Below are 15,066 nucleotides of genomic sequence, written 5' to 3'. Positions count from 1 at the left end.
AACATCAGGAGACAGCTGCGATTGAGGAAAGGGGCGGGGCGGATGGGTGATCTCGATCCGGGTTTGATGGACGCAATGGAAGCGCTGGACGGCATCGGAAGCGCGATTGGCAGGACGCCCTTCGTTACTTTGAGCCGACTATTTCGGGAAGAGACGTTCCGCGTATACGGAAAGCTGGAGATGATGAATCCGGGCGGCAGCGCCAAGGATCGCCCTGCGCTTCGCATCATACGCGAAGCGATTCGTTCGGGGGACATTCGCCGGGGGACGACGGTTATCGAATCGAGCTCGGGAAATATGGCGGTTAGCTTGGCGCAAATTTGCCGAGGAATGGGGCTTCGCTTTATTTGCGTCGTAGATCCCCGTACGACCGAGAGCCATCTGCGCCTCATTCGGCTACTGGGGGGAGAGGTCGAGCTGGTCTCTTCGCCAGACCCGGTTAGCGGAGACTATTTGCCGGCGCGGATTGAGCGAGTGAAGCAGCTGCAGCGACAGATCGGCAATGGCTATTGGACGAACCAGTACGGCAACCCGAACAATTATTTGGCCCACTACGAGACGACGATGCCGGAGATGATGGAGGCGCTGCCTCGCATCGATTATTTGTTTTGCGGGGTCAGCTCCTGCGGAACGATACGAGGCTGCGCCGAACGGTTGAAGGACGGCGGGCTGCCAACGACGATTGTTGCGGTAGACGCGGCTGGCAGCGTGATTTTTGGCGGGGCGAAGGGGACGCGAAAATTTCCCGGACTGGGGGCGGCGATGGTGCCTCCGATCGCCCGAGCGGAGCTGATCGACCGAATCGTATATGCGACGGAACGGGAGTGCGTGGATATGTGCCGAGAGCTGCTGCGCTCGGAGGGGATTCTCGCCGGCGCTTCCTCCGGCGGCGTTCTGGCGGCGATTCGCTCTCTTCGGGACGACATTCCGTCGGGTTCCGTCTGCGCTGCGATACTGCCCGATCGCGGGGACCGCTACTTGGACACCGTGTACAACGACGAATGGGTCGCAAACAACGTGTGAGTCCGAACAACAAATAGGGAGGTGGTTTGACGAGACATGATCTACCTGAATGATGGACATATCCGGCAGCTTGGTGCGGATTGGCCTTTGTTAGCGGGACTGATTGCGCAGACGACGGCTTTGCTTGGCACTTCGGAGACGGTTCAACCGTTGAAGCCTTACTTGCGGTTCCGGGAGCCGGGCAATCGGATCATTGCCATGCCTGCCTTCGTCGGAGGCGAGACGGAGATGAGCGGCATCAAGTGGATCGCCAGCTTTCCGGGCAACACCAAGCTCGGGCTCCCTCGGGCGCATGGCTCGATCGTCCTGAACGATCCCACTACCGGCGCTCCCGTAGCGTTCCTGTGCGGCGGCTTGCTTAACGAATTGCGAACGGCGGCGGTAAGTGCGGCGATGCTTAGCGCTTATTTTCAATTAGGGCGTCGCGAACGCTATCGGATCGGAATTATCGGTTGGGGACCGATCGCTAAAAGACATTATGATATGATCGCGACGATGTTCGGAGAAAAAGTGGAAGGCATGAAGCTGTTCGACATTCGAGGAATCGATCCCGCCTCAGTCGGCACGGGGGTTCGGCAGAGCAAGGCGACCATATGCGATAGTTGGCAGGAAGCTTACCGGGAGAGCGATGTAGTTGTGACCTGCACAGTCTCGCCCGCTCGTTACATCGACGAGCCACCCGTGCCGGGATCGCTGCTGGTGAACGTTTCCCTGCGGGACTACGAGCCAAAGTGTGTACGCGGGACACAGGTTATCGTCGACAGCTGGCAAGAGGTTTGCCGAGAAAATACAGATATCGAGCAGTTGCACCTACACGAAGGATTAGCGGAACAGGATACGATGACGTTCCGGGACGCGATCCGAGGAGACCGACTTTGTTCGCTAATGCCGGATGTTCCGATCTTTTTTAGTCCGATGGGCATGGCCGCCTTCGATATTGCAGTTGCAGCTTACTATTGGCGGGAAGCGGTCCTCAAGAGCGTTGGCGTCCATTTGGATGCATAGCGGGGTATAGCTACGTGGCGGAGACGCTCAGCCGGGGATAGCAAGCGACGCGATGCGAGATTTGGTACACTTAAACTGTACTTAATCTCAAAGGGGGTTACGATCATGATCGTTGCCATCAATACGATTCGCATCAAATCCGGCCATGTCGGGGAGGTAGCTGAGAGGTTCAAAAATCCGAAAGGCGTTCAGCACGCTCCAGGCTTTATCCGCATGGAGCTGCTGTCCGAGTCGCTAGAGGAACACGACGAACTGAAAGTATGCACAACTTGGGAAAATCGCGAGGCTTTCGACGGCTGGGTAAACAGCGACGCTTTTAAGCAGGCTCATGCCCACTCGCGCCCCAAGTCTGAAAACAACCCGACCGACGGACAAGCCAGCCACGGCGAACAGCCTAAGCCCGGCGCAGGCATCATGCTCGGCGCCAAGCTCAGCGTCCACGAGGTCTTGTTCTCTTACCCCGACGCATAGCCTTTTTTCGCCAAGTCCACACAGGCGGCGGAACGGTCAGGGGGAAATAAGGCATATTAAGCCTTCTTCCTCCTGAACGCTAATGGCCTCGCAGACCGCTACACACGCAAACTCACTCTCTTCCCTGACTCTAACGGTCCCGCAGACCGCTACATCCATAAACACACTCTCTTCGCTGACTCTAACGGCCTCGCAGACCGCTACATCCATAAACACACTCTCTTCGCAGACTCTAACGGTCTCGCAAGCCGACCGCCCATGCCTGGGGCCTAAAGGCCAAGAAAGTGCCTACACGCTACCCGAGCCACGGAGCGAAGGCCAAGAAAGTGCCTACACGCTACCCGAGCCCTGGAGCGAAGGCTAAAAAAGTGCCTACACGCTACCCGAGCCCCGGAGCGAAGGCCAAAAAAGTGCCTACACGCTACCCGAGCCCGGGAGTGAAGGCCAAAAAAGTGCCTACATGCTACCCAAGCCCCGGAGCGAAGGTCAAAAAAGTGCCTACACGCTACCCGAGCCCTGGAGCGAAGGCCAAAAAAGTGCCTACACGCTACCCGAGCCCTGGAGTGAAGGCCAAAAAAGTGCCTACACGCTACCCAAGCCCCGGAGCGAAGGCCAAAAAAGTGCCTACACGCTACCCATGCCCCCGAGCGAAGGCCAAAAAAGTGCCTACACGCTACCCAAGCCCCGGAGCGAAGGCCAAGAAAGTGCCTCCACGCTACCCATGCCCCGGAGCGAAGGCCAAGAAAGTGCCTCCACGCTACCCAAGCCCCGGGGCAAGGCCAAAACGGCCGTGAGCGCGCATAGCGCACAGCACACAAACCGCTGACAATATTGGCCTTATCCCCGCGCGCTCTTGTTAGCTGCGATCTGCTCGGCAAGCTCGTTCAGCTCCGTCCACCGCTCCAATAGCGCGTCGAGCTTCGCTTCCAGCGCCGTCTGCTCCTCCATCAGTTGCTGCAACCGTCCGGAGTCGCTCGCAGCTTCTTCCATGCGGGAAGCAACAGCGGCAAGCGCCTCTTCGGCCTCAGCAATCCAGCCGTCGATCTGTTCGAAATCCTTCTGGTCCTTATACGACATTTTTAGTTGAGGCCGCTCCTTGCGTTCCTGCACAGCAGCAGCCGCAGCCGGCCCCGCCGTCGATGCCCCGGAAGCTTTCGCCGGAGCACCCGCGGCCTGCTTCTCCGCTTCCTGCCGCTCGGCATACGCCTGATAATCCGAATAGTTGCCCGTATGCTCGGCAACGACGCCATCCCCCTCAAACGCGAGAATGCGATCCACCGTCCGGTCAAGGAAATACCGATCGTGCGATACGACGATCACTACGCCGGGGAATTCGTCCAAGTAATCCTCCAGCACCGTGAGCGTAGCGATGTCCAGATCGTTGGTCGGCTCGTCCAGCAGCAGCACGTTAGGCGCGTTCAACAGCACCCGCATAAGCTGCAGACGCCGTTTCTCCCCGCCGGACAACTTGGAAATGACCGACCACTGCACCGCAGGAGCAAAAAGAAACCGCTCCAGCATCTGGCCCGCGGAGATCGTCGTTCCGTCCGCGGTCTTCACCTGCTCGGCCCCTTCGCGGATATACTCCATCACCCGAAGCGACTCGTCCATCTCCTCGTGCTCCTGGCTGAACCAGCCTAGCTTCACCGTCGGACCCAGCTCCACGCGCCCCGCGTCCGGCTGCAGCTTCCCGGCGATCAGCTTAAGCAGCGTCGACTTCCCGCTTCCGTTGCGCCCGACGATGCCCACGCGATCCTCCGGCACCGCGATATAGCTCAGATCGCGAATCAACTCTCGGCCTCCAAGGCTTTTCCGCAAATTCTCGATCTCCAGAATCTTCTTGCCAAGCCTCGTCGAGGCTACCGACACGTCCATCTTGCCGGAGGCGCCTTTTGGCCCCTGCGTCTTCAGCGCCTCGTAGCGGTCAATCCTTGCCTTCTGCTTCGTCGAACGAGCCTGCGCTCCGCGCCGGATCCAGGCCAGCTCGTTGCGCAGCAGATTTTGCCGCTTGGCCTCCGAGGCGGCCTCGCGCTCCTCCCGCTCCAGCTTCAGCTCCAGAAACCGGCTGTAGTTCGCTTCATAGAAATGCGCCGAGCCGCGATCCAGCTCGATCACCCGGTTGCTGACCCGGTCCAGGAAATACCGGTCGTGCGTAATCATCAGCAGCGCGCCTTTGCGCTTCTGCAGCATCCCTTCGAGCCAGGCGACGGAATCGTTGTCGATGTGGTTCGTCGGCTCGTCCAGAATAAGCACATCGGACGGCTGCAGCAGCGCCGCCGCCATGGCCACGCGTTTGCGCTGCCCGCCCGAGAAGGTCGCTACTTTGCCAAATACGTCGACAATGCCGAGCTTCGTCAGCGCGGCCTTCGCCTCGCTTTCCAACGACCATGCGTTCAACTCGTCCATTCTCGCATTGACGGCGATCAGCCGTTCCTGCAAACCGGAATCGTCCGGACGCCGCTCCAGCTCTTCCAGCACCGCGCTATGCTCGCGCACAACCCGAAGCTGCGGCGAATCTCCCCCGAGCACATGCTCCAGCGCGGTTTCCTCCGGCCCGAACGTCGGGTCCTGGGCCAACATGCGCAGCACGACGGAGCGCCCGGTCGTCACCTGGCCCGAATCGGGCGGCTCCACACCCGCGATTACCTTCAGCAGCGTCGATTTGCCCGTGCCGTTCACGCCGATAATGCCGACTTTATCCCCGGTCTCGACGCCGAACGTCACGTTTTCGAACAATATTTTGTCGCTATAGCTCTTGGAAATATTCTCAACGGACATCAGATGCATGCCCACATCAACTCTCTTCGTAGATAAGATAAAATACGCTAACCGTATCATATCATAGTTCTGATCGAGTTCCGCCAGGCGACGTCCGTTCTCCTCTCTTTTTTCCTGTGGAAACGCGACTTGCCGCCCATTAATACAGCCCTCCGATCCTGCGCATTCGCACAAGGCCGGGAGGCTGTCATTCATGCCGCAGGGCATGGGGAATTTGACTATTGCTTCTCATCGGAGTAACTTGGACAGTAAGATGAAATGTTCAAAAAGTTCGAATCTCAGCACCAAGAAGGTTGAATGAAGACCGGTGATGAGGAACGGAGCGTAGTGGAAGCTACGTGAGTACCGGAAGATCCGGCTGAATTCAAGATTCGACGTCGAATCCACTTCTTGAACCGCTTCGTGATCAGAATTGAACTTTTTGAACAACCTCTACAACGATCAAGGAGGACTGTATATGATCTTCAACCATATTCTCGTTCCTTATGACGGCTCCGAGCCGGCGGGCAGAGCGCTCGAAAAAGCGATTCAACTCGCTCGGAAGGATGCCGGAACGCGACTCACCGTAGCGCATGTCATCAACTTACAGCCTGTCGCGATCGGCGATATGACTTTCACTCAACCTGAATCCTATCAGGAAGAAGTCAAGAAACACGGAGAAAAGATTATCGACAGCGTGAAGCAAAAAATCGGCGACCTGTCCGATACGGATGTCGTGATTTTGGCCGGGTCGCCGGCTTCGGCCATTCTCGACTACGCGGACGGCTCAGACTGCGATCTGATCATCATCGGCAGCAGAGGGCTCGGCGCGTTCCGGGAGCTGATGGTCGGAAGCGTCAGCCATAACGTCATCCTGCATTCGGGCATCCCGGTCATGGTCATGAAATAAGCCGACTCACCCTCCGATCCGCACGGATACGGAAGCATCTCCCTTCGGAGCGCGCACGGTCACCAGACCGCCCTGCGCGCCTCCGTCGGGCCGACTTTCCCCTTGACGATTTTCCATGCCTCTGTAAGGTCGAATCTCCACCTGACAGCCTTCCGCACCGGTAATGACGACAGCCCCCTCGCCCAGACGAGCGGCCTGCGGATGATAGATTACCGTCTCTCCTCCGTCCGATACATACTCCATTTCGAGCCTTCCGGCATCGTAGTCGTAGCGGTATCGCAACAGCTCGCCCCCGGTCGCTTGCGGATACGCCCGATTCAACCCTGCCGCGTAAGGCGCCTCCTTAAAACCGTCCGTCCAACACCAATACGTGCTGCTCCACAAGTATTCCTCGAACAAAGCAACGATCGCCTTCGTCAAGCCGCAGGTGGCCGGATGGTCGTTATACGCCCCCCATTCCCCGATCAGCGCAGGAACATTCAAGCGCTGCTGTACGCGACGATGAACGGAGAAGATCAGATCGACGCGATCCTGATTGTACGCCTCGTAGTGATTCGTATCGACGACCAAGTCGTAGCCGTGCGGCGCATACAGCATACCCGCATCCCGATTTCCCGACCTGTCCGTCAACGGCTGAAGCCCGGACTCAATGCCCATATTGGCAAAATAGCTCGTTTCCAGCAGCATTAGCCGCTCCGGATCAACCTCACGAATCGTGCCAGCCGTCCGATTAAAGAACCCCGCCAGCTTCTCCCGCTCAAAACGTTGAGACGCTTCCGTCGCACTCTCGACGAGCGGCCGATAGATTTCCATTTTCGCCATGCCTGCCAGCACTTCCAGCTTCTTCTCCTCGTCGAACCACAGCTCCGCGAGCTGCCCGGGATCGGCATCCGTCAGCCCTAGCACCGTCTCCGCGTAAGCGGCGATAATCGCGCCCAGCACCTCCTGCCCGTCCGTGCCCGGATACGGCTCGTTCATCAGATCGTAGCCGATCAGATTCGGACAATCGGAGAAAAACTCCGCCACATGCCGCCACATCGCCGCATACCGCTCCTGCAAGCCGACGCCTCCCGGCCCCGCAGCATTGTCCCAGAAACGATCCAACGCCCGGTTCACGGCCGGACTTTCCAAATAAGCGTCGCTCCACAGCTGCCCCTCCACATGAGGCAAATCGTCGGTCAACGTCGCCCAAGCCGGCGCCCCGTCCCCATACAAAACGCTATACAAATCCTGATGCATGTCGAGAAACACATAAATGCCGTTCTGTTCCGCCCAGGCGGCCTGCTGCTTGATCTTGCCGAGATAGATGTCGTCGTACTCGCCCGGCTCCGGCTCCACGCCGTCCCAGATCAGCCCCAATCTCACAACGTTGTAGCCTTGTTCGCGAAACCAGGCAAACAGCCCCTCGTCGCACGGCTCCACATACCCTTTCTTTTTCTCCTTACAGACCAGGTTGACGCCGTGAAGAATGACGTGCGCTCCGTCCTCGTTAACGATACGCTGCCCTTGAGCTCTGAGTTTTTTCATAGCTATGTCCTCCTCGTAAAGTCCAGCGGTATGATGTCAAGCGCTAACCTCGAATGAATTGGAAATTTTTTTGGCTGTAAGTTAGATCAGTCATGAAAAATGGGCACATCAAACTAAACCCAGCCGAAAATCAAGTGAATAACCAGATTTTTACTGGGAATCCGTAATGGACTTTGGCAAAGGAGGCGTCAATCCTTCGCAGTCGTCACCTTCCTTCGAGGCGTATAGAGTTGGCCGTTGCGTAGCAGCACATCGACCAGACGCACAAGTTTTCTTGCCGTTAAGACGAGGGCGCGTTTGTGTTGATGCTTGGGTACTTCCTTGTATTTCTTCCGGTAATACTCGCCGAATTCTTCATCGCGGTTTTTCACCGAGTTGGCAGCTTCAACCAGGTAATAGCGAAGGAATCGGTTGCCGGAACGAATGCGTTTAGTATCCTCGGCCTCAAAGGGGCCGGACTGATGCCTGCGCCATGTGAGCCCAGCGTACTTGGCGACAGCGGCTTGATCGCTAAAGCGCCAGATGTCGCCAAGCTCGGCGAGAATGCCGGCGGCGTAGACCTTGCCGATGCCGGGGACGGATTGCAGGCACTGGGCGCCCGGCATGCCTTCCAGAATCCGCGAGATGGCCTTGTCCAAATCCTTGAGCTGAGCCTGAATGCTTCGGATGGTCTGAATGGATGTGCCAAGCACAAGGTCGATGGAATCCTCGACGACTTTGGAGAGCCGGTAAGAAGCTCTGGCGGCTTTCTGAATGCAGCGAGCGACGTTCTCTGCGTCAGGGAAGCGATTGCGTCCCTTGTCTCTGAGATAGTCAGCCAAGCTCGCGACATCCATGGTCGCAATGTCGTCCAGGCTGTATTGGTCCGAGAGCATCTCCAGGATGGCATGTCCGAATACGGAGCTCTCGACTTCGGACGTAAAGGCGTTGCACTTGTAGAACAGGTTCTGCAGGAAGTACTGCTTCTCGCGCGTCAGGCTGTGGACCATATGAAACCGCATGCGGGTAAGCCGCTGCAAGGCAACGTACTGCTCTTGCATGACGATGGTCGTCGTCAATCTGCCGAAGCGCAAACGGTCCGCAATGACCCAAGCATCGAGACGGTCGGTCTTGTCAAGATCCGGATACGCTTCTCTGAACTTGCTGACGAGCTTCGGGTTGATGGTGAACACTTTGGCCTTGCGTTCCTTGAGTGCCGCATCCTCATGCATATACATCGCAGGATGCCAGCTGTAGACCGAGGTAGCCTCAAGCCCGATATGGATTTCGGAAGCGGACAGCTTGTCCGCTACAGCAACAATGCGGTCGCGTAGGTGAGAAGCGCCATGCAAATCGTTCTTCACGGTAAGCGTCTCAACCTTGTCGCCATCCGAATTCATGAAACACGCTTCCAGTTCTTGCGAACTGACGTCAATACCGACAAATAGTTTCAAGTGGAGATCCTCCTTTCTCTAGGGATTCAGGGAATGGACGCTCCGGGATGCCTCCGGTGCACTCGCAGATCAATCACCCTCGCATATGAGGACACACTTCGGGCCATGAGCTGCCCCAGCGCTGCTATTGCTGGGCATGGTTTGCCGAAGGGAACAGCCAGCGGGTAAGAAGCTCAGACGAGTACCGGAGAAACAGACTTTAGATGTAGACGATGCTACAGGAGGCAGAAGAATTTCCCCGAATGGACCCTAAAATCCATTGTCCAGAGGCATGCCGGAAAGTCCAGTCCCAAATTTAATTTTCAAAGAGCAAGCTGGAAATTCTGAAGGCGGCCTTCATCCCCCTCGGGGGATGGAAATTGGCTTATAACTGCCTTCAAAAAATACTATACGAGGAGGGTGCGTTCATGAAACGCAAGTGGTCGAAAATCGTCTACGGCGGAGATTACAACCCCGAGCAATGGCCGCGGGAAATCCGCGACCAGGATATGCGCCTGTTCAAACTGGCCGATATCGATATCGTTACTCTAAACGTATTTTCCTGGGCGTTGAATCAACCGGACGAGCAAACTTACCGGTTCGAATGGTTGGACGAGGTCATGGATGAGCTCCACAGGAACGGCGTCGCGGTATGCCTGGGGACGAGCACAGCCGCTCATCCGGCCTGGATGGCGCTCAAATACCCGGACGTGCTGACTGTAGATCCCGAAGGCCGCAAAAAGAAGTTCGGACGCAGGCACAATTCCTGTCCGAACAGCCCGACCTTCCGTAAATATTCGGCGCTTATGGCGGGCAAGCTGGCCGAGCGATACAAGACCCACCCCGCGCTGCTGCTCTGGCATGTGAACAACGAGTACGGCTGGCGCTGTTATTGCGATAACTGCGAGCGGGCATTCCGGCTATGGCTGGAGAAACGGTACGGAACGCTGGATGCCTTGAACGACGCCTGGTATACGCGCTTCTGGGGCCACACGTTCTACAGCTGGGAGGAGATCGTCCTCCCCAGCCTGCTGTCCGAGCATATCGATGCGGCCAATCCGGACAAGACGGCGTTCCAGGGCATCTCTCTCGATTATGCCCGGTTCGCCTCGGATAGCTTGCTGGAATGCTATATGCTGGAGCGAGACGCGATCAAGGCCGTCATTCCCGACGCGGTCGTGACGACGAACTTTCAGGGGAATGGGGCTTACAAGCCGCTAGATTATTTCAAGTGGGCGAAGGAGATCGACGTCATCGCGCTGGACAGCTATCCGACGAACGATATGCCCATGAGCCAGATCGCCATGCGGCACGATCTGATGCGCGGCTTGAAGATCGGGGATCCGTTCCTGCTCATGGAGCAAAGCCCCAGCGTGCTTAACTGGAAGGACGTCAATCCGCTCAAGCGTCCCGGAGTCATGCGGCTGTGGAGCTATCAGTCGATTGCGCGCGGGGCCGAGAGCATTATGTTCTTCCAGATGCGCAGAAACGCAGGGGCGTTCGAGAAGTTTCACGGCGCGATCATCGACCATGCCGGCCACGAGCATACCCGCGTATTTCGGGAGGTAGCGGAGCTCGGCGGCGAATTAAAGCGTCTGGGCGACACGCTGCTCGATGCCAGAACGACGTCGCGGGCGGCCATTGTCTTCGATTGGGACAATTGGTGGGCGCTCGAATACTCCAGCGGACCGACCGTCGCGCTGAAGTATCTCGATCAGATTCAGCGGTATTACGACGCTTTCTATGATCGGAACATTCCGGTCGATCTGATCGGCGTGGATTCGGATCTGAGCGCCTACGACCTCGTACTTGCTCCCGTACTTTACATGGTTAAGCCGAGCTATGCCGCCAAGCTGGAAAATTACGTGCGCGGGGGCGGAACGTTCGTCACCACATTTTTCAGCGGCATCGTCGGCGAGAGCGATCTGGTTGCGCTCGGCGGATACCCGGGCGAGCTGCGAAAGCTGCTTGGGCTATGGGCGGAAGAGCTCGATGCTCTGTTCCCCGATCAACACAATTCGATCGTCATGAAAGAATCGCTAGGCTCGGTTAGCGGCTCCTATTCCTGCGGCCTACTCTGCGACCTGATTCATTCGGAAGGCGCCGAAGTGCTGGCGGAATACGGGGACGACTTCTATCGCGGCAGACCCGCGCTCACACGCAACCGCTTCGGCCAAGGAGAAGCCTGGTATATCGCATCCAGTCCGGAGCAGCGGTTTCTATCGGACTTCGTTGCGGAGCTGTGCCGGCGGAAGGGCATCAAGCCGCTGCTGGATACCCCGCGCGGCGTCGAGGTTACGCAGCGTGTCAACGCCAACGGCCGCTTTACGTTCGTGCTTAACCATCGCGACGACGAGGCGCAGGTGGACATTGGCGTCGCTGCATGCACGGATCTGCTATCCGGCTCTACTCTAACGGGAACGGTCGCGCTTCCTCCCAAAGGCGTACTAATTCTGCAAGGCGCTACGCAGGAAGGTGAAATCGATGAACGATGAGAACAAGCTCAAGCTCTGGTATCTACGGCCTGCCGCGGAGTGGGTCGAAGCGCTGCCGATTGGCAACGGGCGACTGGGCGGCATGGCTTTCGGAGGAATCAAGCACGAGCGGATCCAACTCAACGAAGATACCTTGTGGTCCGGGCGGCCGACCGATCCGAACAATGACGGGGCGGCAGCGTATCTGGAAGAGGTGCGGCGGCTGAATTTCGCCGGACGTTACGCGGAGGCGCAAGCTCTGATCGAAGAGCATATGCTCGGCCCGTGGGTCGAATCGTATCAAGCGATGGGGGATCTGCGGCTGGAATTCGACGGGGTCGAACAGGTCGAGGATTACCGGCGCGAGCTGGATTTGCGGGACGCCGTATTCCGTACCCGTTTCGTTCGCCAAGGCGTTCTCCATACAAGAGAGGTATTCGTCTCCGCGCCAGATCAGGTCATGGTCGTCCGACTGGCGGTCGACCGCCCGGGCAAGCTGCATTTTCAAGCTTCGCTCGACAGTCCGCTTAACTATTCCGTGCAACGGGCGGACGACCGCCGCATTGCATTGACCGGGCAGAGTCCGGTCCATGTCGAGCCCTATCACGTCGACACCGAACAGTCGGTGTTTTACGAAGACGGGCAGGGTCTGACGTTCGCCGTGCTTCTCCAAGCTGCTTCGACGGACGGGAAGGTGGAGACGCACGGCAACCGCATCGTCGTTCGCAATGCGACGGAGGCCGTGTTCCTGCTGGCTGCGGCGACCAGCTACAACGGTTTCGACCGCGACCCGCGAAAAGACGGCCAAGATCCAGAGCGGCTTTGTATCTCCCGGTTGAATGAAGCTTCGGGGCAAACTTGGGAGCAGTTGCTCTCTCGCCATACGGCCGATTATCGCCGCTTGTTCGAGCGCGTCGATTGGCGGCTCGACGTTCCGGGCCTGGACGGCCTGCCGACGGATGAGCGGATCGATGCGCGGCGAGCCGGGAAGAACGATCCGCAGATGGCGGTGCTCTTCTACCAATACGGTCGCTACCTGCTGATCTCCAGTTCCCGCCCTGGCACGCAGGCGGCGACGCTGCAAGGCATCTGGAACGATATGACCCGTCCGCCGTGGGCCTGCTGCTATACGATTAATATCAATACGCAAATGAATTATTGGGCGGCGGAAGCGAATCATTTGGCCGAATGCCACGAGCCGCTGTTCGACCTGTTGGACGATCTGAGTATAACAGGGGCGCAGACGGCGAAGATCCATTATAATAGCAGCGGATGGGTCGCCCATCATTCCACCGACTTGTGGCGGACGGCCACTCCGTCCGGCGGTCCGTCGAAGGGACCGGCCAGTTGGGCATTCTGGCCGATGGGCGGCGTGTGGCTCTGCCAGCATCTGTGGGAGCATTACGAATTCGGCGGGAACCTCGACTTCCTGAAACGGCGGGCCTATCCGATCCTGAAAGGCGCCGCGGAATTTTGTCTGGACTGGCTCGTCGAGGATGGCGAAGGACATCTCGTAACGAATCCGTCTACTTCCCCGGAAAATACGTTTATCGGCCCGGACGGACAGAAGGCGGCCGTCAGCATTGCCTCGACGATGGACACGTCCATGATCCGGGAACTGTTCGCCCACTGCATCGAAGCGGCTTCGCTCCTGGACATCGACATCGAATTCCGGGGAACGCTGGAACAAGCTGCAGGCCGGCTTCTTCCGCTGCAAATCGGCCAATATGGACAGCTTCAGGAATGGTATCGGGATTTCGAAGAGAGCGAGCCGGGGCACCGGCATACCGCTCATCTGTATGCGCTGCATCCGGGGAGCGAGATTATTCCGTCCCGCGACCCCGAGCTCGCTGAGGCGGTCAAGGCGACACTTAAACGGAGACGAGAGCATGAAAAGCTCGATACGATCGGCTGGTGCTTCGCCTGGATGATCAGCATGTATGCCCGGCTTGAGGATGGAAATATGGCTCACGACTATCTGGAGAAGTTGCTCCGCAACCCGTTTCCGAATCTGTTCAATGCGCATCGCCATCCGAAGCTCGTCTTCTATCCGCTTACCATCGAAGCGAACTTCGGAGCGACCGCGGGGATCGCCGAGCTGCTGCTGCAAAGTCATGGCGGAGAAATCCGCCTGCTGCCGGCGCTCCCCTCGGCTTGGCCCGATGGCAGCATTCGCGGCTTGCGGGCGCGCGGGGGCTTCGAGGTGGCCATGGAGTGGCGAGATAGCAGACTGACGAGAGCCGAGATTCTCTCCCGTAACGGACGGACCTGCAAAGTGCGCGCGGGGGGGCCTTTCGCCGTCGTCTCTGCCGACTCCGGAGAAAGAGTGCTAACCGACGACCGCTGCGAGGCGCAGTTTGCCACCCTGCAGGGCGGAAGATATATAATAGAGGCAACTTATAATTAATTCCTTCAGGTCGGCCTTAACAAGAGGAGCACGACAATGAACTGGAAATCAGAAATCTATAGGAAGGCGGTTCTAATCGCCGAGCAATACCGTGCGGTCAACGGTGTACGAGGGATCGCCATTGGCGGAAGCGTTGCCAGGCGAACCGTCTGGAAGCACTCCGATCTCGAGCTCTGCCTGTTCGTTGACGTATACCGCCCGGCGTTTGACTATTTTAACGTCATTGACGGCCTGGGCGTTGAAATTATTCAGATCAACGTGGCCAACGTTCGAGCCTTCCTCGATCGTTATGCAGAGGACGGGAGTATCCAAGGAGCGCTGAGCTTTCCTATTCAGGTTTACCAATGCCGCATCGTTCACGACCCCGAGGGGCTGCTGGCCGCATTCAAGCAGATTTACGATCGTGCTTTGTTCGACGACCGCATTAAGTCGGTCAAGAAACGGGAGGCGAAGCAACGCGCCGATGAACGATACGGGACCGCCATACGGCTACTTGATGAAGGCAGCCCCGCAAGCGCTCATGCCTCCCTTCGTCTGGCCGTGAACGAGCTAATGCTGGCCTATTATTGGCAGCACGATATTTTGCCCAGAAGCCAGAATCGTACCGTCTATTTGCTGAAACTCCATTCTCGCAAGCTGGGAAGCTTCGATTTGTACCGTCTTTTTACGGAGGTTTACGGATTGACGGGCAATAAGACGCAAATGAAGGAAGAGCTGTTTGCCGCCAAAAATGATCTCTTCTCGATTGCAAGCGCCGCATGGGGACGCAACGCTCCGGAATTTCTGGAAAAAGCCTGCGATGGGCAGTTGGAATGGGGATACGAAAGCAGCATTCTGTATGTTCATAAATGGTGCGTCCATACTATCCATTTCACGGAACTGACGCAAGCGATTTACGACCGTCCGGAGTTCGCGCGGCAGCGCCCCGAATTGACCAGGTTTCTGGGGTTCGACCGGACAGACGAAGAGCAAGTGTCTGCTTGGATGGAAGACTATACGAAAGTCGCAAGCGCACTGCAAATAAGAATCGAATAGACTTCCTTATTTTGTTCCATTACACTGGATAGCAAAATAGGAAAG

10 protein-coding genes are annotated in these 15,066 nt (G+C 57.6%); 7 read left to right on the top strand and 3 right to left on the bottom strand.

Annotated features, from left to right (window positions below; genetic code table 11):
- Nucleotides 1–21 precede the first annotated feature (21 nt).
- The 3 genes from sbnA to J4772_RS00350 all read left to right on the top strand — a co-directional run bounded on the left by sbnA (nt 22) and on the right by J4772_RS00350 (nt 2,499).
- Nucleotides 22–1,023: a 2,3-diaminopropionate biosynthesis protein SbnA gene (gene sbnA, locus J4772_RS00360; RefSeq protein ID WP_371822813.1), complete on the top strand. Its 1,002-nt coding sequence runs from the start codon at nt 22–24 to the stop codon at nt 1,021–1,023.
- A 36-nt stretch (nt 1,024–1,059) separates the two neighbouring features.
- A complete protein-coding gene (locus J4772_RS00355; RefSeq protein WP_209073720.1) occupies nt 1,060–2,028 on the top strand; it encodes a 2,3-diaminopropionate biosynthesis protein SbnB in 969 nt (322 codons plus the stop codon).
- A 105-nt stretch (nt 2,029–2,133) separates the two neighbouring features.
- Nucleotides 2,134–2,499, top strand: coding sequence for an antibiotic biosynthesis monooxygenase (locus tag J4772_RS00350; protein ID WP_209073719.1), 366 nt, complete (start codon nt 2,134–2,136; stop codon nt 2,497–2,499).
- A gap of 837 nt (nt 2,500–3,336) precedes the next feature.
- Here J4772_RS00350 and J4772_RS00345 read toward each other — a convergent pair.
- Nucleotides 3,337–5,286, bottom strand: a complete 1,950-nt coding sequence (locus J4772_RS00345; RefSeq protein ID WP_209076798.1) for an ABC-F family ATP-binding cassette domain-containing protein — start codon at nt 5,284–5,286, stop codon at nt 3,337–3,339.
- Between the two features lie 448 nt (nt 5,287–5,734).
- Between J4772_RS00345 and J4772_RS00340 the strand changes: the two genes are divergently transcribed.
- The gene (locus tag J4772_RS00340) at nt 5,735–6,166 is read left to right on the top strand and encodes a universal stress protein (RefSeq protein ID WP_209073718.1); all 432 of its coding nucleotides are present in this window, start codon (nt 5,735–5,737) and stop codon (nt 6,164–6,166) included.
- A 6-nt stretch (nt 6,167–6,172) separates the two neighbouring features.
- Here J4772_RS00340 and J4772_RS00335 read toward each other — a convergent pair whose 3' ends face one another.
- The gene (locus J4772_RS00335; protein WP_209073717.1) at nt 6,173–7,693 is read right to left on the bottom strand and encodes a cellulase family glycosylhydrolase; all 1,521 of its coding nucleotides are present in this window, start codon (nt 7,691–7,693) and stop codon (nt 6,173–6,175) included.
- A gap of 188 nt (nt 7,694–7,881) precedes the next feature.
- The gene (locus tag J4772_RS00330; RefSeq protein WP_209073651.1) at nt 7,882–9,126 is read right to left on the bottom strand and encodes an IS110 family RNA-guided transposase; all 1,245 of its coding nucleotides are present in this window, start codon (nt 9,124–9,126) and stop codon (nt 7,882–7,884) included.
- A 407-nt stretch (nt 9,127–9,533) separates the two neighbouring features.
- Here J4772_RS00330 and J4772_RS00325 point away from each other — a divergent pair, with 407 nt between their 5' ends.
- The 3 genes from J4772_RS00325 to J4772_RS00315 are packed head-to-tail and all read left to right on the top strand — an operon-like array spanning nt 9,534 to nt 15,021.
- The gene (locus J4772_RS00325; RefSeq protein ID WP_209073716.1) at nt 9,534–11,600 is read left to right on the top strand and encodes a beta-galactosidase; all 2,067 of its coding nucleotides are present in this window, start codon (nt 9,534–9,536) and stop codon (nt 11,598–11,600) included.
- Nucleotides 11,590–13,986: a glycoside hydrolase family 95 protein gene (locus tag J4772_RS00320; protein WP_209073715.1), complete on the top strand. Its 2,397-nt coding sequence runs from the start codon at nt 11,590–11,592 to the stop codon at nt 13,984–13,986. The genes J4772_RS00325 and J4772_RS00320 overlap by 11 nt, the downstream gene beginning before the upstream one ends.
- Nucleotides 13,987–14,022: 36 nt before the next feature.
- Nucleotides 14,023–15,021, top strand: coding sequence for a hypothetical protein (locus J4772_RS00315; RefSeq protein WP_209073714.1), 999 nt, complete (start codon nt 14,023–14,025; stop codon nt 15,019–15,021).
- The last annotated feature ends 45 nt before the right edge of the window (nt 15,022–15,066 follow it).

The sequence above is a fragment of the Cohnella sp. LGH genome (assembly GCF_017671885.1).
Classification (GTDB): domain Bacteria; phylum Bacillota; class Bacilli; order Paenibacillales; family Paenibacillaceae; genus Cohnella; species Cohnella phaseoli.
This window is presented reverse-complemented; position numbering and strand designations above follow the sequence as displayed.